This window comes from Neopararhizobium haloflavum (assembly GCF_002750855.1).
Lineage (GTDB): Bacteria > Pseudomonadota > Alphaproteobacteria > Rhizobiales > Rhizobiaceae > Georhizobium > Georhizobium haloflavum.
The window spans coordinates 175909-193001 of sequence record NZ_NWUC01000006.1; the positions used below are offsets into that span (position 1 = coordinate 175909).

Genomic DNA, 17093 nt, shown 5'->3' on the forward strand with positions numbered 1-17093 from the left:
CCAGTGCAGCGACGTCCCGACCGGCAGCAGGGTGGCAATGGGCTCCTTCGATTTCGTAACATTTTTCTTCTTTGTGGCTGCGGTCATCATTTTTCTGCAATTGCGCAGCGTGCTCGGACGCCGCACGGGCAACGAACGTCCCCCCTACGACCCCTATTCCAAGCGTGAGAGCGCCAAGGCGCCTGTTGGCGCAGACGTGAAGGAGGACGGCAATGTCGTCACCCTGCCGCGACGCAATGGGCAGCCGCAGTCTGAAGGCGGCTTCGAAGCGGTCGATGCCTATGCCAAGCCGGGAACGGAACTGAACGCGTCGCTGCGCGAGATCGCAGCGGTCGACCAAAGCTTCGATCCCAAGCAGTTCGTCGAGGGCGCGAAGACCGCTTATGAAATGATCGTCACTGCCTTCGCCGATGGTAACCGCAAGACGTTGAAGAACCTCTTGTCGCGCGAAGTCTACGAAGGATTCGTCGCCGCGATCAACGAACGCGAATCGAAGGGCGAGGAGGTCAAGTCGTCCTTCGTTGGTGTCGAGAAGGCAGAAATCGTCCAGGCCGAGCTCAAGGCGAGCGAGGCTGCGGTAACGATCCGTCTGATCAGTCAGCTCATTTCCGCGACCTACGACAAGAGCGGTGCCGTCATCGACGGGGATGCGGAGAGTGTCGGCGAGGTGACCGATGTCTGGACCTTCGCTCGCGACACGCGCTCGCGCGATCCCAACTGGAAGCTGATCGCGACCGAATCCGACGGCTAGGCCTTTCGCAGAAACAGGAAAGGCTTGCGATGCGCCTGGGTCTTGAGCCAGCATCCTTCGACGACGTTCCGGGATGGTGGGAAGACGATGTCGCGCAGGCCGTTCCCGCACTCCTTCGGTGCGCGGTCCATCTCGCATCCGGTTCAAAGCCATATAACGTCGGCAGTCTCGGCATCACGCCCGACGACTTTGCCGACGCGTTCCGCGCTCTTGCGGCCGCATGTCCTATAGACGATCGGTCCGCCCGACAGTTCTTCTGCGACCATTTCCAGCCGGCGAGGTCTGCGGCCGATACCCCCTCCGGTTTCGTGACGGGCTATTACGAACCGGAGATCGAAGTTGCCGATCGCAAGGGCGGCGCTTTCCTGTACCCATTCTATCGCCGGCCGGACGATCTCGCTTCTCTCGATGCGCAAGGGGACGAAACCGGATTGGCGTCGCGTGGATTCGCTTTTGCAATGAAAACCGATAGCGGCTTTGCGGAATATTTCGACAGGGAGGCCATCGACCGGGGATGTCTCGAAGGCAAGGGGTGGGAACTGGCGTGGGCAAGGGATCGTATCGACGTGTTCTTCGCGCATATCCAGGGGTCGGCGCGTCTCATCCATCGCGATGGTCGCGTCCAGCGGATTGCCTATGCGGCCAAGACCGGACATCCTTTCACGGCGATTGGTCGCGTCCTCATCGATCAGGGCGAATTGGATGGTGGCACCGTCACGATGCAAGCCATCCGCGACTGGCTGGCCAATCATCCTGAACGGCAGGACGAGATCCTGTGGCGCAATCGGTCCTATATCTTCTTTCGGCCCACTAAGGGCGAAGGCCCGATCGGTGCGGCAAAGGTGCCCCTCAGTCCGGGCCGGTCGCTCGCAGTCGATCGCCACATCCATACCTTCGGCATGCCGGTCTTCGTCGATGCGCCTCGCCTGACGCATGTCGGCAATGACCGAGCATTCCAGCGCTTGCTGATCGCGCAGGATACCGGCTCCGCGATCATCGGCCCCTCGCGCGGCGATATATTCATCGGTTCGGGAAGGGATGCAGGCGATATTGCCGGTGCCATCAAGCATTCCGCTGATTTCTACCTGTTGCTCCCGAAGCGCGCTGCCGCGAGATGCCTGCCATGAGCCGCCGAAGGAAGGAACTCACGAACGAGGATCGCTCGCTTTGGGCGTCCGTCGCCAAGACGACCCGGCCTCTTCCCGGCCGAATGGAGCGCCTGATGGCCAGCAGCGCGTCAAGGCCATCGTCCAGCACCGAAGCTTCAGGCGCGGCGAAGGAAGATGCGCCAGCGCCTCTGACGGAAGCGATGCGCAAGGCGTTGGCGCAGTCGTTCCAGTCGCCCCGCGCCGACCAACAGACGTCGCTGGCAAAAGGACCATCTGCAAAGTCCGGTCCGAGCCCGATAGAGCGGCCCGTACAGCGCAAGCTCGCGCGCGGCCGTCTGCCGCTTGAGGCGCGCATCGATCTGCACGGACTCGACCAGGCGACGGCCCATGCCCGGCTGCTCGGTTTCGTCGAACGCGCTCATTCTGACGGCTTGCGCCATGTTCTGGTGATTACTGGCAAGGGCGCGTCCTTCGGAAGTGAAGGGGCATTGAAGCGAAGTGTGCCGCACTGGCTCGCCAAATCCGAATTCTCCCGGCTGGTATCCGGCTACGAACAGGCGTCCCGCGGCCATGGCGGGGAGGGGGCGCTCTACATTCGTCTGAAGAAGAAGCGGAGCGGAATCCGGTGACCCCCTTTGGCCAGGCCGTCCGCCGGCTGCGCGCCGAGCGGCGCATCTCGCAAAAGAAGATGGCGTACGATCTCGGCGTCTCGCCGGCGTATCTGTCGGCGTTGGAGCACGGGCATCGCGGACGGCCCAGCTGGGAATTCGTCCAGAAGGTGCTCGGCTATTTCAACATCATCTGGGATGAAGCGGAGGAATTGCAGCGGCTCGCGCTGGCGTCGAATCCCCGCGTCGAGATCGATACGTCCGGCATGACACCGGCGGCGACAGCCTTTGCCAATCGCCTTGCTTTGATAATTCGCCAGTTGGACGACGAGGCGATCGCACGCCTCGACGCAATCATCAATGAAGCCGATGACAATTGATCGGCCGCGTCGCCTTCAGCTTTCCGGGAAAAGGGCGCGCAGTTCGTCCAGGCGGTCGTTGACCAACCAGCCATAATAATTCTCTTCGGGAACAGCCTGCTTGCCGTTTCGGCTTTTCGAAGCAAGTACGGCGGCGCGCAGATCGGCGTCGCCCACATTGTAAAGCGTTGCCGTAAGACCCGGATTGCCGGAAATATCGAAGTTCGCGACCCGTCGATAAAGCTCGATCGCGTTCGAGATGATCGCCGCCATGTAGGCGAGCGACTGATCGGGGTCCATGATGGCCTGGTAGACCCCGATGGGGTCGTCGGCCGAAACGCGCTTGAACCCGGAAATCCGCGCGACGCGATCGGTCATCTTCAGGGCCGTCAGAGGATTGATCTGGCCAAGGCCGAACGTCTGCCCCGCGAAGAAGGGCTGGAAGAAGACGGCAGAGAACCGGTCATCGGGAAACCGCTGCCCGTTCACGGCGCGGCCACGGAAGGATGTGTCCCATACGCGTTCCCGGCATGACCAGAGCCGATAGGATCCATCGGCGTCGCCGCAGTTGGCGAACTCGCTGCGGGCGACGAAGGTAAGCACATTCTCGCCTTCGAAGCCGAACTGGAAGCGTTCGCCGGCATAGGCCACGGCCTTGACGTAATAGGCCTGCAATCGGTCGTAGGCATCGACATTGTAAGTGTGCTCGCCGACCAGTGCGCCGACCATGTGGATCGGTGCGATGCCGTATTGCCGGGCGACCTTGCGGATCTTGTCACGCAGCGTCTCGTCGCTGGCAAGCAACGCGACAATGCGCTGATACTTGCGCTCGAATGTCGTGTTCGATCCTGCGGTGCGTCGGCTCGATGCGCCGGGCACGGGTGGTTGTTCGGCGTGGCGGTTGCCCTCGGGAACCAGCCTCGGCGCCGCCTCGACCGTCATCACGGCGCTTGACAGGGCAAGCCCCAGGCCGAAGACGACCTTCAGACAGCGACTCAGCATCTCATGCTCCTTGTGGATGCGGAGCATTAGCCGTGGCGATCATCCGCTGTCGAGAGGTTCCGTGCCGCTTGAACCACCCGTTCCAGCAAAAGCCGCTCGGCGATGCGGAAAGATCACAGGATGTAGCGCGACAGGTCCGTGTTCTTGGCCAGATCGCCGACATGCTTGCGCACATACTCGGCATCCACCTCGAAATCGGTTCCGGACTTGTCGGGCGCCTCGTAGGAGATGTCGTCGAGCACGCGCTCCATCACCGTCTGCAGACGCCGTGCGCCGATATTCTCGACACTCGCATTGAGGTCGACCGCCACGTCGGCCAGCGCATCGATCGCATCTTCCGTGAACGACAGCTTCACCTCTTCGGTCGCCATCAGCGCGATGTACTGCTTGATCAGGCTGACCTCGGTCTCGGTCAAGATCCTGCGGAAGTCTTCCTTCGTCAGCGCGCGCAATTCGACACGGATCGGCAGGCGGCCCTGCAGCTCCGGCAGAAGGTCCGAAGGCTTGGAAACGTGGAAGGCGCCCGAGGCGATGAACAGGATGTGGTCGGTCTTCACCGGTCCGTGCTTGGTCGCAACCGTGGTGCCTTCGACAAGTGGCAGAAGATCACGCTGCACGCCTTCGCGCGACACACCGGCGCCCATTCCACCATTCTTGGCTGCGATCTTGTCGATCTCGTCGAGGAAGACGATCCCGTCGTTCTCGACCGCACGCACGGCTTCCCGCGCGATCTGCTCGTCATCGAGAAGCTTGTCGGATTCGTCGTCGATGAGCTGCTGGTAGGACTCCTTGACCGTGGTTTTCATCTTCTTGGTGCGCTGGCCCATGGCCTTTCCAAGCATGTCGGAAAGATTCATGACACCGATGTTGGCACCAGGCATGCCGGGAATTTCGAACGGCATGCCCGAAGATGTATCCGACACTTCGATCTCGATTTCCTTGTCGTCGAGTGTGCCCTCGCGAAGCTTCTTTCGGAAGGAGTCGCGGGTCGCGGGCGAAGCCGTGCTGCCCACCAGCGCATCCAGAACGCGTTCTTCGGCCGAAAGATGCGCCTTCGCCTTGACCTCCTGGCGGCGGCGCTCTTTGACGAGGCCGATGCCGATTTCCACGAGGTCGCGAACGATCTGCTCGACATCGCGGCCGACATAGCCGACCTCGGTGAATTTCGTGGCCTCGACCTTGATGAACGGTGCACCCGCGAGCTTGGCGAGTCGCCGCGATATCTCGGTCTTGCCGACACCCGTCGGCCCGATCATCAGGATGTTCTTGGGCATCACCTCATCGCGCAAATCTTCGTCGAGCTGCTGCCGGCGCCAGCGATTGCGCAGCGCAATGGCCACGGCTCGCTTGGCATCTTTCTGGCCGATGATGAAGCGGTCGAGTTCGGAGACGATCTCGCGCGGAGAAAAGACGGTCATGCAAATGTCCTGTTCGCGGGACTGCCCGCAGTTGTCAGTTCGAAACGGCCTTGAGGCCGATGATGGAGCCGATGAGCAGCGAGATGAAGAAGAGGCGCATCACGGTGGCTGGCTCCTTGAAGACGATCATTCCGAAAATGGCGGTTCCGGCCGCGCCGATGCCTGTCCAGACGGCATAGGCCGTTCCAACGGGGATGGCGACGAGGGCTCGCGACAGAAGATAGAAGCTGATGCCGCCGAAGACGAAGAAGCCAATGGTAGGCATCAACCGCGAAAACCCCTCCGAGGCTTTCAGCGTCAGCGCCATGGCGATCTCGAACAGGCCGGCGATGATGAGCAGGACCCATGCCATCGCGTCAGCTCGCTTCGTCCAGCGTCTCGACGACGACGTTCGCGTTTGTATAGACACAGATGTCTGCAGCAATCGCCATCGCGCGGCGCGCGACCTCCTCTGCGCTCTTGTCGGTGTCCATCAGGGCACGTGCGGCGGCAAACGCATAATTGCCGCCGGAGCCGATGGCCATGGTGCCGTGCTCGGGCTCCAGCACGTCGCCATTTCCGGTAATGGCCAAGGTGATCGAACGATCTGCGACGAGCATCATGGCTTCCAGCCGGCGCAGGTAGCGATCGGTTCGCCAGTCCTTGGCCAGTTCGACCGCAGCACGCATGAGCTGGTCGGGATACTGCTCCAGCTTGGACTCCAGCCGTTCCAGAAGTGTGAATGCGTCCGCCGTGGCACCGGCAAAGCCCGCGATAACGTCGCCCTTGCCGAGCCGCCTGACCTTGCGTGCATTGCCCTTCATGATCGTCTGGCCGAGGCTCACCTGCCCGTCGCCGGCCATCACGACCTGTCCGTCTTTTCGGACGGTGATGATGGTTGTGGCGTGCATGGAGCCGAATGGGTCGTGTTCACTCATGGGGCGGGTCCTGCGTGAATTGATACGGGGGGCGGAGGCGCGAGGATTCGAATTGGCTTGCGGTGTCTGTCCGCCGCTATGTAAGTCTTGACGGCGGCTTTGCAATCATCGGGCTGCTTTCGCTGTATTCAACCATTCTGGATATTTACCCGCCGCCCTGATATGCAGCCGGCGAAGCGAGTTCTGGAGACTGCCGGCATGGCATCGACAATGGCGACTGAGGGCGGTGCACGGCGCGCGGACGTAGCGCGCGGCACCAGTGAGACCGATATCAAGGTTTCAGTGTGCATCGACGGGACGGGGCAGGGCGAAATACGCACCGGCATCGGGTTTTTCGATCACATGCTGCACCAGTTGGCCCGCCACTCCCTGGCGGACATCACCGTCACTGCCGTCGGCGATCTGCACATCGACGACCACCACACGGTCGAGGACACCGGCATCGCGCTTGGCCAGGCATTCGCCCGCGCACTCGGCGAGCGCAAGGGCATCGTGCGCTACGCCTCGCTCGATCTGGCGATGGACGAGGCATTGACGCGGGCGGCGATAGACGTCTCCGGGCGTCCGTTCCTCGTCTGGAACGTACCGTTCCACACGCCCAAGATCGGCACGTTCGACACCGAACTGGTGCGTGAGTTCTTCCAGGCCTTCTCCCAGCACGCGGGCATCACGCTGCATGTGACCAGCCTCGCCGGAATCAACAGCCATCACATCGCCGAGACCTGCTTCAAGGCCGTTGCACGGGTTTTGCGGGTTGCGATGGAGATTGATCCCCGCATTGCGGGACAGGTCCCTTCCACCAAGGGAACGCTGGTCTGATCCCGTTCGCTTTCAGCGGAGACGGAGACTGAAATGGCAAGCTATGTTGTCCTCAAACCGCCTGGAGGCGACCCCGCCGGCGAGGACGCAGTCTTCATCAGGGACGGTTTCGCGTTCCTGGCGCTGGTTCTGCCGATCGTCTGGTTTCTTTGGCACCGCCTGTGGCTTTGGGCGCTGGTCTTTATCGCCCTGGCCATCGCGACCAGCATGATGATGATGACGGACGACTGGTACGCGGCAGGCTTCGCGCTGTCGGTTGCGACGTCCTTGCTCGCCGCGCTGGAGGGACAGAACCTGCGCATCGGCAAGCACCTGTCCAAGGGCTGGGAGCAGGTTGCCGTGATTGCGGCGGACGATGTTGGTACGGCCGAAGCCGTCTATTTCGCAGGCCACGAATCGTACGCGCCTGCCGTGCAAGCGTCGCCACCGGCGGCAAGACCATCCGAGGCGCCGAGGACGCGCCGCAAGCCTGGGACCTACGGGCTTTTTGAATGGAATGGAGAGCGCTAGACGATGCGTGTTGCCATCATCGACTACGGATCCGGCAATCTTCGTTCCGCGACCAAGGCCTTCGAGCGTGCCGCGAGCGAAAGCGGAATTGAGACGAGCATCGAGCTGACGAGCGATCCGGAGATTGTCGCCGCTGCCGATCGCGTCGTGTTGCCGGGCGTCGGCGCCTATGCCGATTGCGCGCGCGGTCTTGCCGCAGTGGACGGCATGAGAGCAGCGCTCGAGGAGGCGGTCGACGTCAAGGGGCGGCCTTTCCTCGGCATTTGCGTCGGTATGCAGCTCATGTCGACGCGAGGCCTCGAAAAGACGGTAAGCCAGGGCTTGGACTGGATTGCCGGCGATGTCGTGGAAATGCGCCCTGACGATCCGGCCCTGAAGATACCGCAGATCGGCTGGAACACCATTTCGCCCTGCAATGGCGGCCACCCCCTCTTGCAGGGTATCGCAACGGGGGAGGATGGGCTGCACGCCTATTTCGTGCATTCCTACCATCTCGCTGCGCGCAATGCGGACGATATCGTCGCCACGACAGACTACGGCGGACCGGTAACGGCCATCGTCGCCAGGGGCAACCGCGCCGGCACCCAGTTTCACCCCGAAAAGAGCCAGGCCCTCGGACTTGCGCTGATCGCCAATTTTCTCAGATGGGCACCATGATTCTCTTCCCCGCCATCGACCTCAAGGACGGACAGTGCGTGCGCCTCAAGCTTGGCGACATGGAACAGGCGACCGTCTACAATTCCGACCCTGCTGCGCAGGCCAGGGCTTTCGAGACACAGGGCTTCGAGTGGCTCCATGTCGTCGATCTCAATGGCGCCTTCGCCGGCGCGAGCGTAAACGGCGATGCGGTCGATGCGATCCTGTCGGCGACGGCGAACCCGGTGCAGCTGGGCGGCGGAATTCGCTCCATGGCCGACATCGAGCGCTGGCTGGACAAGGGGCTTGCGCGGGTCATCCTCGGCACGGTCGCCGTTCGCGATCCGGCCCTCGTCAGGGAGGCTTGTTGCGCGTTTCCCGGCAAGATCGCGGTCGGCATCGATGCCAAGGGCGGCAAGGTCGCCGTTGAAGGATGGGCCGAAGCGTCGGAGCTGTCCGCCAAAGAGCTGGCGCAGCGCTTCGAAGGTGCCGGGGTCGCCGCGATCATCTACACCGACATCGACCGTGACGGCATCCTCGCCGGCATCAACTGGGCGGCAACGCTCGAACTTGCCGACAGCGTCGACATTCCGGTCATTGCTTCCGGCGGACTTGCCTCGATCGCCGACGTCGTGCGCATGACGATGCCGGACGCGGCGCGGCTCGAAGGCGCAATCTCGGGCAGGGCGCTCTATGATGGCCGCATCGATCCGGCAGAGGCGCTGGATGTCCTGCGCGGGAGGGTCTCCTCGTGACCTTGAAATCCCGCGTCATCCCCTGCCTCGACGTCAAGGATGGCCGCGTTGTGAAGGGTGTCAATTTTGTCGACCTGATCGACGCAGGCGATCCGGTGGAGGCGGCCAAGGCCTATGATGCCGCCGGCGCCGACGAGCTCTGCTTTCTCGACATCACCGCGTCCTCCGACAATCGGGATACGATCTTCGACGTTGTGGCGCGCACCGCCGAGCAATGCTTCATGCCGTTGACCGTCGGTGGCGGCGTGCGCACGGTGGCCGATATCCGCAAGCTGTTGCTTGCCGGTGCCGACAAGGCCTCGATCAACACCGCTGCGGTCTCCGACCCCGATTTCGTGACGGCCGCCGCCGACAAGTTCGGCAATCAGTGCATCGTGGTCGCGATTGACGCCAAGAAGGTATCCGGCAATGGCGAAGCCGATCGCTGGGAGGTGTTCACCCATGGCGGACGCCGCCCCACCGGCATCGATGCGGTCGCTTATGCGGTCGATATGGTCGATCGCGGCGCGGGTGAGATTCTGCTGACCTCGATGGACAGGGACGGCACCAAGAGCGGCTTCGATATCGCGCTCACGCGTACCATCGCCGATGCCGTGCGCGCGCCGGTCATTGCCTCGGGTGGTGTCGGCACGCTGGATCATCTGGTGGAAGGGGTGCGCGAGGGTCATGCCGCTGCCGTGCTTGCCGCATCGATCTTCCATTTCGGGACATATTCGATCGGCGAGGCTAAGCGGCACATGGCGGCGGCCGGCTTGGCCATGCGGCTCGACTGACGGGAGAAAGTGCCATGAGCGACTTCACACTGGCCGATTTGGAGCGCATCGTCGCCGACCGCGCCATGGCGTCGCCTGATGAATCCTGGACGGCGAAGCTGGTGGCCAAGGGGCGCAACAAGGCGGCCGAAAAGCTTGGTGAGGAAGCGGTGGAGGCGGTCATCGCGACCGTCACTTCGGATGACGAAGGGCTAATTGGTGAATCCGCCGATCTTCTCTATCATCTGCTCGTCGTTCTGAAGATCGCCGATGTGCCGCTCGCGTCGGTCATGGCGGAACTGGAGCGTCGAACGGGCCGCTCCGGCCTGGAAGAAAAGGCAAGCCGCCCCGGCGGCGTCGAGGGCGCATGAAGCAAGACGTCAGCGTGAACGACGACACGTCGCTCGATCATTTCCAGCCTGGCGGCTATTCGCCATATCGCATCTTTTCGGCCCAGGAATGGTCGAAATTCCGCGCCGATACGCCGCTCACGCTGACCGAGGACGAGGTGCGCCGCCTGCGTTCGCTGAACGACCCTGTCGATCTCGACGAGGTTGCCCGCATCTATCTTTCTGTTTCGCGCCTGCTCTCCGCGCATCTCGAGGCGTCGCAGCTCCTGTTTCGCCAGCGCACGCATTTCCTCAATGCCGAAAACGCGACCAAGACGCCATTCGTCGTTGGCATCGCCGGCTCGGTGGCCGTCGGCAAGTCGACCACGGCGCGCATCCTGCAGGAGCTTCTGAAACGCTGGCCTTCGAGCCCGAAGGTGGATCTCGTCACGACGGACGGCTTTCTCTACCCCAACGCGGTCTTGCGCCGGCACAATCTCATGGAACGCAAGGGTTTTCCCGAAAGCTACGATATAGGCCAGCTCCTGCGCTTCCTGTCAGCCATCAAGGCCGGGCAGCCCGATGTGCAGGCGCCGCTCTATTCGCACATGACCTATGATGTTCTGCCAGGCGAGTTTCAGACGATCGACCGGCCGGATATCCTCATCTTCGAGGGAATCAACGTGCTGCAGGTCCGAGACCTGCCTGCAGACGGCAAGATCGTGCCCTTCGTCTCGGACTTCTTCGATTTCTCGATCTATATCGACGCGCCGGAAGATCTGATCCACAGATGGTATGTCGAGCGCTTCATGCGCCTTCGCGAAACGGCCTTCAAGAACCCGCAATCTTTCTTCAATCGCTACGCGACGATCTCGCACGACGCTGCCCGCGCCGTCGCCGAAGGCCTCTGGCAGAACATCAACCTGAAGAACCTGCGCGACAACATCCTCCCAACCCGCCCCCGCGCCAATCTCATCCTGAAAAAGGGCGAAAACCACCTGATTGAGCAAGTGGCATTGCGGAAGTTGTGAGAGCTGCGACAAGCCTCACTCGTCCACGCGTCCGCGCATCTTCTTCACCCCGGATCGTTCCGATTTCGCCTTCAGCCGGCGTTCGATGGCGCCGCGGCTCGGTCTGGTCTTCTTGCGTGGCGGGGGAGGCGGCGCGGCCGCCTGCCGGATGAGATCGGCGAGCCGCTCGCGGGCGTCTTCGCGGTTGCGTTCCTGTGTGCGATGACGGTTGGCCTCGATGACGATGACGCCATCCTTGGTGGCGCGCCGGCCGGCACGCTTCAAGAGACTGGCTTTGACGCGTGCCGAGAGCGACGGCGAGTTGGCCGCATCGAACCGGAGTTGAACGGCGGTCGCCACCTTGTTGACGTTCTGGCCGCCCGGCCCGCTGCCATGGATGAACTGTTCGGTCAGCTCCCATCCCGCGATCGCGATGGAACTGGTAACGTAAAGAGTGTCGCTGGGCATTTCGGCAATGTGGCGAAGCCGAACGCAAAAGAAAAGCCCGCGATCGCAAGGATCACGGACTTTCAGGACGCATGGGAGTGATGGGCTATTCCGCAGCCACCGCGAGACGCGGCGCGGCGCCCAGAACGTCGCCGCCCACATGCTCCTCGAACTTGGCGAAATTGTCGATGAACATCGACACCAGCCGTTCGGCCTGCGCGTTGTAGGCGTCGCCGTCGGCCCAGGTGCGGCGTGGGTCGAGGATGGTGGTTTCCACGCCCGGCACGGCCAGCGGAACTTCGAAGCCGAAATTCGGATCGGTGCGGAACTGGGCTTCGTTCAGCGAACCGTCGAGCGCGGCCGACAGCAGAGCGCGCGTTGCCTTGATCGGCATGCGCGAGCCGGTGCCGTAGGCGCCGCCGGTCCATCCGGTATTGACCAGCCAGCAAGTCACGCCGTGGCGTGAGATGAGGTCGCGCAGCAGATTGCCGTATTCCGAGGGATGGCGCGGCATGAACGGTGCGCCGAAGCAGGTCGAGAAGGTCGCTTCCGGTTCGGTGACACCCTTTTCGGTGCCGGCGACCTTTGCCGTGTAGCCGGAGAGGAAGTGGTACATCGCCTGCGCCGGTGAAAGCCGGGCGATCGGCGGCATGACGCCGAAGGCGTCGGCGGTCAGCATGATGATGTTCTTCGGATGACCGGCCGTGCCGCTGGCGCTTGCATTGGGAATGAAATGCAGCGGGTAGGCGCAACGGGTATTCTCAGTCAGAGAATCGTCGTCGAAATCAGGCACGCGCCGTTCGTCGAGAACGACATTCTCCAGCACGGTACCGAAGCGCTCGGTCGTGGCATAGATCTCCGGCTCGGCCTCGCGGGACAGACGGATTGTTTTGGCGTAGCAGCCGCCCTCGAAGTTGAAGATGCCGTTTTCGCCCCAGCCATGCTCGTCGTCGCCGATCAGCGTGCGCGTCGGATCGGCCGAAAGCGTCGTCTTTCCCGTGCCGGACAGGCCGAAGAAGATCGCCGCGTCGCCGTCTGGACCGACATTCGCGGAGCAATGCATGGGCATGACGCCGCGCTCGGGAAGAAGGTAGTTGAGGACCGTGAAGACCGACTTCTTCATCTCGCCGGCGTAGGACGTGCCGCCGATCAGCACGATGCCGCGTGTAAGGTCGGCTGCGATCACCGTATCCGTGCGCGAACCGTGTCGCGCGGGGTCGGCGCGGAAGCTCGGCAGGTCGATGATGGTCAATTGCGGGGCGAAACTGTCCAGCGCATCGAGCGGCGGGCGGATCAAGAGATTGCGGATGAACAGCGAGTGCCAGGCATATTCGGTGATGACGCGCGTTTCGATCCGATTCTCGGCATCGGCGCCGCCAACCAGATCCTGCACGTAGAAGGACCTGCCCTTCGCGTGTTCGAGGAAGTCGGCATGCAGTTGATCGAAATGCGCGCGCGACATGGGTTTGTTGTTGTCCCACCAGATGACGCCGTCCGTCCGGTCGTCACGGACGATGAACTTGTCCTTGGCCGAGCGCCCGGTGTGCTGGCCGGTCAGCGCCCGCAGGGCGCCGTGGACGGTCAGTTCCGCTTCTCCGCCGACAATCGCCTGTTCGCACAGTTCCGCTTCGCTCAGATTGTAGCGTACGGCATTCGCCTGAAGGCCGATCGTTTCGATGTCATGCGCGGCATTGCGTCTACCGACGATGGTCATGTTTCACCTGTGTTTGCGGGAGAACCCTTTTTGAACGTGGCCGGAGGGTAGAGACGGCAAATTGGCTTGGCAACAAGAAAAATCAAAAAAGCCAAACGATATCAAAGTATTAATCGATTTAAACAATTTCGTGACAGCTTAAATCGTTTAAATCGCCTTGCTTCGCCGTCGCAATTTTCACTCTCGCGGACTGCGACATGACCGCCCGATGACATTCCCTTCGATCCGTGCCACACTTTGTTCTTACTTTATACACAAGTAGGCGCGGGCTTGCGGTTTGATCGCTCCGCGCCGTTTCGGTGTGTGTGCAAAGACCGCGTTGCTCAGGGGCTGGTTGGGGCTGATGACCATGACCTGGAGCCGAAGGGACGCGCCGAATGTCAACGGAGACTTTGTCAATGCAAACCATCGCGCTTGTCGACGATGACCGCAACATTCTCACTTCCGTGTCGATTGCCCTCGAATCGGAAGGCTATCGCGTCGAAACCTACACCGACGGTGCTTCGGCCCTCGACGGGCTCGTCGCCCGGCCGCCGCAACTCGCGATATTCGATATCAAGATGCCGCGTATGGACGGCATGGAGCTGCTGCGCAGGCTGCGGCAGAAGTCCGATATTCCCGTCATCTTCCTGACCTCCAAGGACGAGGAGATCGACGAGCTTTTCGGCCTGAAGATGGGCGCGGACGATTTCATCACCAAGCCGTTTTCCCAGCGCCTGCTGGTCGAGCGGGTCAAGGCGATCCTGCGCCGCGCGAGCACACGCGATGCGGCCGCTACCACCAAAACCGGCCCGGCTCAGACGAAAACACTGGAACGCGGTCTTCTGGTCATGGACCAGGAGCGACACACCTGCACCTGGCGCACCGAGCCTGTGACATTGACGGTCACCGAGTTCCTGATCCTCCAGTCTCTCGCCCAGCGTCCCGGCGTGGTGAAGAGCCGCGATGCGCTGATGGACGCCGCCTACGACGAACAGGTCTATGTCGATGACCGCACCATCGACAGCCACATCAAGCGGCTGCGCAAGAAGTTCAAGATGGTCGACGACGGCTTCGACATGATCGAGACGCTCTACGGGGTCGGCTACCGGTTCCGGGAAATGCCGGCCTGATCGGCCGGCCCGAAGGGGAGGCGACGTGACCGACGATGGTCGCTGAGACGGAGGACCGAACGGCCGTTCGCCGCGCCCCGCCCGCCAGGGCGCGGCGGGTTGGTTCGCGGCCGCTCGGTCTGCCGTTCACGCTGATACGTCGCATCTTCGGCAATGTCGTCTTTTCCAGCCTGACGCGGCGGATTCTCTTCCTCAACCTTGCCGCGCTGCTCGTTCTGGTCTTCGGCATCATGTATCTCAACCAGTTCCGTGAGGGACTGATCGATGCGCGCGTGGAAAGCCTGCTGACTCAGGGAGAGATCATCGCCGGAGCCATCGCCGGCTCAGCCACCGTCGAAACCAATTCGATCACGATCGACCCCGAAAAGCTGCTCGAACTCCAGGCCGGCGAGAGCGTGGCGCCGAACGATTTCGAGGAGAATCTCGACTTTCCGATCAACCCCGAACGCGTTGCGCCCGTGCTGCGGCGCTTGATTTCTCCGACACGCACCCGCGCACGCATCTATGACAGCGAAGCCAATCTGCTTCTGGATTCGCGTTATCTCTATTCTTCCGGCCAGGTGCTGCGCTACGACCTGCCGCCTGTGTCTTCGGAGGATATCGGCCTTCTCGATCGGGTCACCAACGTCGTCAACCGAATGCTCCAACAGCGCAATTTGCCGACCTATCGCGAGGAGCCCGGCGGTGACGGCTCGATTTATCCGGAGGTCGTCAATGCCCTGACCGGTGGGCGCGGGGCGGTGGTTCGTGTCACAGAGCATGGCGAGTTGATCGTCTCCGTCGCGGTTCCGGTGCAGCGTTTCAGGGCTGTTCTCGGTGTGCTTCTGCTGTCGACGCAGGCGGGTGATATCGACAAGATCGTCCACGCGGAGCGACTCGCGATCGTGCGCATCTTCGGCGTCGCGGCGACGGTGTCGATCGTCCTGTCGCTGCTTCTGGCAAGCACCATCGCCAATCCGCTGCGCCGCCTGTCCGCTGCCGCCGTCCGCGTCAAGCGTGGGGTCAAGGCGCGTGAAGAGATCCCCGATTTCTCCGCGCGCCAGGACGAGATCGGCAATCTTTCGGTGGCACTGCGCGACATGACCAACGCGCTCTATGACCGCATCGATGCGATCGAGCGCTTCGCTGCCGACGTCAGCCACGAACTGAAGAACCCGCTCACCTCGCTGAGAAGCGCGGTGGAAACGCTGCCGCTGGCGCGCACCGCGCAGAACAAGGAGCGGCTGCTGGAGATCATCCAGCATGATGTGCGCCGGCTCGACCGGCTGATCAGCGATATTTCGGATGCCTCGCGTCTGGATGCCGAGCTGGCACGCCAGGACGCCGGACGGGTCGACATGGTGAAACTGCTCAGGGATCTCGTGGCGCTGTCGCTGGACGTGCGGGCCGGCGCAAAGCAGGTTCCCGTGGAACTTGAGGTCCGCCTTGAGGCCGGTGCCACCGCTTTCGTCAACGGCCACGATCTGCGCCTCGGCCAGGTGATCACCAACCTCATCGAAAACGCCCGCTCCTTCGTCCCGGAAAAAGGCGGCCGCATCGTCGTTCGACTGGAACGGGCACGCGACGGTTTCCGGGTCCTCATCGAGGACAACGGACCGGGCATACAGGCCGAAAACATCGATCGCATCTTCGAACGCTTCTATACCGATCGGCCGGCCGGTGAGGATTTCGGCCAGAATTCCGGCCTCGGCCTGTCGATCAGTCGGCAGATCGTGGAGGCCCATGGAGGGTCGCTCGTCGCGGAGAATATCCGGGATGGGAAGTCGGATGCGATCCGTGGTGCCCGCTTCGTCATGCGCCTGCCTGCGGAGACACGGTGACTGCGTCCGCCGATCGCGCGGTTACGGTGCTGCCGAACCGGCATGGAACGGCACTGGTCGTCGGCCGAACCGGGCTTCTGATCACCGGCCCCTCCGGTTCCGGCAAGAGCGAACTGGCGCTCCGGCTTCTGACCTCGGCATTGTTGAGCGGGCGGTTTGCCGGGCTGGTCGCCGACGATCAGGTGTTGATCGATGTCCGACACGGCCGCGTCATCGCCAGAACCCCGCCGGCGATCGCAGGTCAGATCGAGGTGCGTGGATCAGGCATCGTCCGCGTGCCCCATCTGACGGCCTGCGTCCTCCATCTTGCCCTTGCGCCAGGCGAGGCAAGCGGCGCCGATCGGATACCTGCCGAGGGAGAAAGGTGTGAGCTCGAAGGGGGAATTTCACTTCCTGTTCTCAGAATGCGATATTCCGCGCAGCGTGACCCCTTCGCAACCTTGGAGTTCATTCTTGGGTCGCTCTAGCTGAAATCGACGCGCGAATCTCGAATTCGGCGCCCAAGTGTGACGTTTTTGTGCTTGCACTCGGGCGTTCACTCGACAAGATGTGCGCCACTGTCCGAGTGGGGCACTGGCCGGCAAGCGTGCGGGGTCGGGATCGGAGTTGACGGGAGCCATTTGATGATCGGTCTTGTGCTTGTCACGCACGGCAGGCTCGCGGAAGAGTTCAAGCACGCGCTCGAACATGTCGTCGGCCCGCAAGAGGCGGTGGAGACCGTCTGCATCGGGCCGGAAGACGACATGGACCAGCGCAGGCTCGATATCGTCGATGCGGTCGGTCGTGCCGATGACGGCAGCGGCGTCATCATCCTCACCGATATGTTCGGCGGAACACCCTCAAATCTGTCAATTTCCGTCATGGACGGCGGACACATCGAAGTGATTGCCGGCGTCAATCTGCCTATGCTCATCAAGCTTGCCGGTGTGCGCGGCGATGGCAATATGGAACGTGCCCTTGAAGAGGCTCAGGATGCCGGACGCAAATATATCAATGTCGCAAGCCGCATCCTCAGCGGAAAGTGA

General features: G+C 62.3%; 21 protein-coding genes. 15 read left to right on the forward strand and 6 right to left on the reverse strand.

Annotated features, from left to right (window positions below):
* Positions 1–37 precede the first annotated feature (37 nt).
* The 4 genes from CN673_RS14330 to CN673_RS14345 are packed head-to-tail and all read left to right on the forward strand — an operon-like array spanning position 38 to position 2848.
* The gene (locus CN673_RS14330) at positions 38–751 is read left to right on the forward strand and encodes a Tim44/TimA family putative adaptor protein (RefSeq protein WP_099867192.1); all 714 of its coding nucleotides are present in this window, start codon (positions 38–40) and stop codon (positions 749–751) included.
* A 29-nt stretch (positions 752–780) separates the two neighbouring features.
* Positions 781–1878: a murein transglycosylase A gene (mltA, locus tag CN673_RS14335; RefSeq protein ID WP_099867053.1), complete on the forward strand. Its 1098-nt coding sequence runs from the start codon at positions 781–783 to the stop codon at positions 1876–1878.
* Positions 1875–2489: a Smr/MutS family protein gene (locus CN673_RS14340; RefSeq protein WP_099867193.1), complete on the forward strand. Its 615-nt coding sequence runs from the start codon at positions 1875–1877 to the stop codon at positions 2487–2489. Before mltA ends, CN673_RS14340 begins: the two co-directional genes overlap by 4 nt.
* Complete coding sequence (locus CN673_RS14345; protein WP_099867054.1) at positions 2486–2848, forward strand: helix-turn-helix domain-containing protein; 363 nt, start codon at positions 2486–2488, stop codon at positions 2846–2848. Before CN673_RS14340 ends, CN673_RS14345 begins: the two co-directional genes overlap by 4 nt.
* 15 nt (positions 2849–2863) lie before the next feature.
* On the opposite strand, the gene CN673_RS14350 is transcribed toward CN673_RS14345, so the two are convergent.
* The 4 genes from CN673_RS14350 to hslV form a co-directional block, all read right to left on the reverse strand.
* A complete protein-coding gene (locus tag CN673_RS14350) occupies positions 2864–3829 on the reverse strand; it encodes a DUF1402 family protein (RefSeq protein ID WP_370853051.1) in 966 nt (321 codons plus the stop codon).
* A gap of 113 nt (positions 3830–3942) precedes the next feature.
* Positions 3943–5247 (reverse strand): ATP-dependent protease ATPase subunit HslU, encoded by a 1305-nt coding sequence (gene hslU, locus CN673_RS14355; protein WP_099867055.1) that lies wholly within the window; start codon positions 5245–5247, stop codon positions 3943–3945.
* Positions 5248–5281: 34 nt separating this feature from the next.
* Positions 5282–5599: a DMT family transporter gene (locus CN673_RS14360; protein WP_099867056.1), complete on the reverse strand. Its 318-nt coding sequence runs from the start codon at positions 5597–5599 to the stop codon at positions 5282–5284.
* A gap of 4 nt (positions 5600–5603) precedes the next feature.
* Complete coding sequence (hslV, locus tag CN673_RS14365) at positions 5604–6164, reverse strand: ATP-dependent protease subunit HslV (protein ID WP_099867057.1); 561 nt, start codon at positions 6162–6164, stop codon at positions 5604–5606.
* A gap of 210 nt (positions 6165–6374) precedes the next feature.
* Here hslV and hisB point away from each other — a divergent pair, with 210 nt between their 5' ends.
* The 7 genes from hisB to coaA are packed head-to-tail and all read left to right on the forward strand — an operon-like array spanning position 6375 to position 10996.
* A complete protein-coding gene (gene hisB / locus CN673_RS14370; protein WP_099867195.1) occupies positions 6375–6983 on the forward strand; it encodes an imidazoleglycerol-phosphate dehydratase HisB in 609 nt (202 codons plus the stop codon).
* A 33-nt stretch (positions 6984–7016) separates the two neighbouring features.
* Positions 7017–7493 carry a DUF2628 domain-containing protein gene (locus CN673_RS14375; protein ID WP_099867058.1) on the forward strand — a complete coding sequence of 159 codons (477 nt, stop codon included), beginning with the start codon at positions 7017–7019 and terminating at the stop codon, positions 7491–7493.
* A gap of 3 nt (positions 7494–7496) precedes the next feature.
* Positions 7497–8150 carry an imidazole glycerol phosphate synthase subunit HisH gene (hisH, locus tag CN673_RS14380; protein ID WP_099867059.1) on the forward strand — a complete coding sequence of 218 codons (654 nt, stop codon included), beginning with the start codon at positions 7497–7499 and terminating at the stop codon, positions 8148–8150.
* On the forward strand, positions 8147–8884 hold the full coding sequence (gene hisA, locus CN673_RS14385; protein WP_099867196.1) for a 1-(5-phosphoribosyl)-5-[(5-phosphoribosylamino)methylideneamino]imidazole-4-carboxamide isomerase: 738 nt from the start codon (positions 8147–8149) through the stop codon (positions 8882–8884). The genes hisH and hisA overlap by 4 nt, the downstream gene beginning before the upstream one ends.
* Complete coding sequence (gene hisF / locus CN673_RS14390) at positions 8881–9657, forward strand: imidazole glycerol phosphate synthase subunit HisF (RefSeq protein ID WP_099867060.1); 777 nt, start codon at positions 8881–8883, stop codon at positions 9655–9657. Before hisA ends, hisF begins: the two co-directional genes overlap by 4 nt.
* Positions 9658–9671: 14 nt before the next feature.
* Positions 9672–10007, forward strand: a complete 336-nt coding sequence (locus CN673_RS14395) for a phosphoribosyl-ATP diphosphatase (protein WP_099867061.1) — start codon at positions 9672–9674, stop codon at positions 10005–10007.
* Complete coding sequence (gene coaA / locus CN673_RS14400; RefSeq protein ID WP_099867062.1) at positions 10004–10996, forward strand: type I pantothenate kinase; 993 nt, start codon at positions 10004–10006, stop codon at positions 10994–10996. The genes CN673_RS14395 and coaA overlap by 4 nt, the downstream gene beginning before the upstream one ends.
* Positions 10997–11011: 15 nt before the next feature.
* Here the strand turns inward: coaA and arfB are convergent, their stop codons facing one another.
* Together arfB and CN673_RS14410 are read right to left on the reverse strand one after the other, a co-directional pair.
* Positions 11012–11443: an alternative ribosome rescue aminoacyl-tRNA hydrolase ArfB gene (arfB, locus tag CN673_RS14405; protein ID WP_099867197.1), complete on the reverse strand. Its 432-nt coding sequence runs from the start codon at positions 11441–11443 to the stop codon at positions 11012–11014.
* Between the two features lie 85 nt (positions 11444–11528).
* Positions 11529–13136 carry a phosphoenolpyruvate carboxykinase gene (locus tag CN673_RS14410; RefSeq protein WP_099867063.1) on the reverse strand — a complete coding sequence of 536 codons (1608 nt, stop codon included), beginning with the start codon at positions 13134–13136 and terminating at the stop codon, positions 11529–11531.
* A gap of 398 nt (positions 13137–13534) precedes the next feature.
* Here CN673_RS14410 and CN673_RS14415 point away from each other — a divergent pair, with 398 nt between their 5' ends.
* The 4 genes from CN673_RS14415 to CN673_RS14430 all read left to right on the forward strand — a co-directional run bounded on the left by CN673_RS14415 (position 13535) and on the right by CN673_RS14430 (position 17093).
* Positions 13535–14248, forward strand: coding sequence for a response regulator transcription factor (locus tag CN673_RS14415; RefSeq protein ID WP_099867064.1), 714 nt, complete (start codon positions 13535–13537; stop codon positions 14246–14248).
* 35 nt (positions 14249–14283) lie between these two features.
* Positions 14284–16068: a sensor histidine kinase gene (locus CN673_RS14420; protein ID WP_099867065.1), complete on the forward strand. Its 1785-nt coding sequence runs from the start codon at positions 14284–14286 to the stop codon at positions 16066–16068.
* Positions 16065–16535: an HPr kinase/phosphorylase gene (locus CN673_RS14425; RefSeq protein ID WP_099867066.1), complete on the forward strand. Its 471-nt coding sequence runs from the start codon at positions 16065–16067 to the stop codon at positions 16533–16535. The genes CN673_RS14420 and CN673_RS14425 overlap by 4 nt, the downstream gene beginning before the upstream one ends.
* Positions 16536–16691: 156 nt before the next feature.
* A complete protein-coding gene (locus CN673_RS14430) occupies positions 16692–17093 on the forward strand; it encodes a PTS sugar transporter subunit IIA (RefSeq protein WP_099867067.1) in 402 nt (133 codons plus the stop codon).

Bases quoted from the DNA above. Each gene is read 5' to 3' on its own strand.
- CN673_RS14330 (WP_099867192.1), top strand. From the start codon at position 38: ATGGGCTCCTTCGATTTCGTAACATTTTTCTTCTTTGTGGCTGCGGTC.
- mltA (WP_099867053.1), top strand. From the start codon at position 781: ATGCGCCTGGGTCTTGAGCCAGCATCCTTCGACGACGTTCCGGGATGG.
- CN673_RS14340 (WP_099867193.1), top strand. From the start codon at position 1,875: ATGAGCCGCCGAAGGAAGGAACTCACGAACGAGGATCGCTCGCTTTGG.
- CN673_RS14350 (WP_370853051.1), bottom strand. From the start codon at position 3,829: ATGCTGAGTCGCTGTCTGAAGGTCGTCTTCGGCCTGGGGCTTGCCCTG.
- hslU (WP_099867055.1), bottom strand. From the start codon at position 5,247: ATGACCGTCTTTTCTCCGCGCGAGATCGTCTCCGAACTCGACCGCTTC.
- CN673_RS14360 (WP_099867056.1), bottom strand. From the start codon at position 5,599: ATGGCATGGGTCCTGCTCATCATCGCCGGCCTGTTCGAGATCGCCATG.
- hslV (WP_099867057.1), bottom strand. From the start codon at position 6,164: ATGAGTGAACACGACCCATTCGGCTCCATGCACGCCACAACCATCATC.
- hisB (WP_099867195.1), top strand. From the start codon at position 6,375: ATGGCGACTGAGGGCGGTGCACGGCGCGCGGACGTAGCGCGCGGCACC.
- CN673_RS14375 (WP_099867058.1), top strand. From the start codon at position 7,017: ATGGCAAGCTATGTTGTCCTCAAACCGCCTGGAGGCGACCCCGCCGGC.
- hisH (WP_099867059.1), top strand. From the start codon at position 7,497: ATGCGTGTTGCCATCATCGACTACGGATCCGGCAATCTTCGTTCCGCG.
- hisA (WP_099867196.1), top strand. From the start codon at position 8,147: ATGATTCTCTTCCCCGCCATCGACCTCAAGGACGGACAGTGCGTGCGC.
- CN673_RS14395 (WP_099867061.1), top strand. From the start codon at position 9,672: ATGAGCGACTTCACACTGGCCGATTTGGAGCGCATCGTCGCCGACCGC.
- coaA (WP_099867062.1), top strand. From the start codon at position 10,004: ATGAAGCAAGACGTCAGCGTGAACGACGACACGTCGCTCGATCATTTC.
- arfB (WP_099867197.1), bottom strand. From the start codon at position 11,443: ATGCCCAGCGACACTCTTTACGTTACCAGTTCCATCGCGATCGCGGGA.
- CN673_RS14410 (WP_099867063.1), bottom strand. From the start codon at position 13,136: ATGACCATCGTCGGTAGACGCAATGCCGCGCATGACATCGAAACGATC.
- CN673_RS14415 (WP_099867064.1), top strand. From the start codon at position 13,535: ATGCAAACCATCGCGCTTGTCGACGATGACCGCAACATTCTCACTTCC.
- CN673_RS14420 (WP_099867065.1), top strand. From the start codon at position 14,284: ATGGTCGCTGAGACGGAGGACCGAACGGCCGTTCGCCGCGCCCCGCCC.
- CN673_RS14430 (WP_099867067.1), top strand. From the start codon at position 16,692: ATGATCGGTCTTGTGCTTGTCACGCACGGCAGGCTCGCGGAAGAGTTC.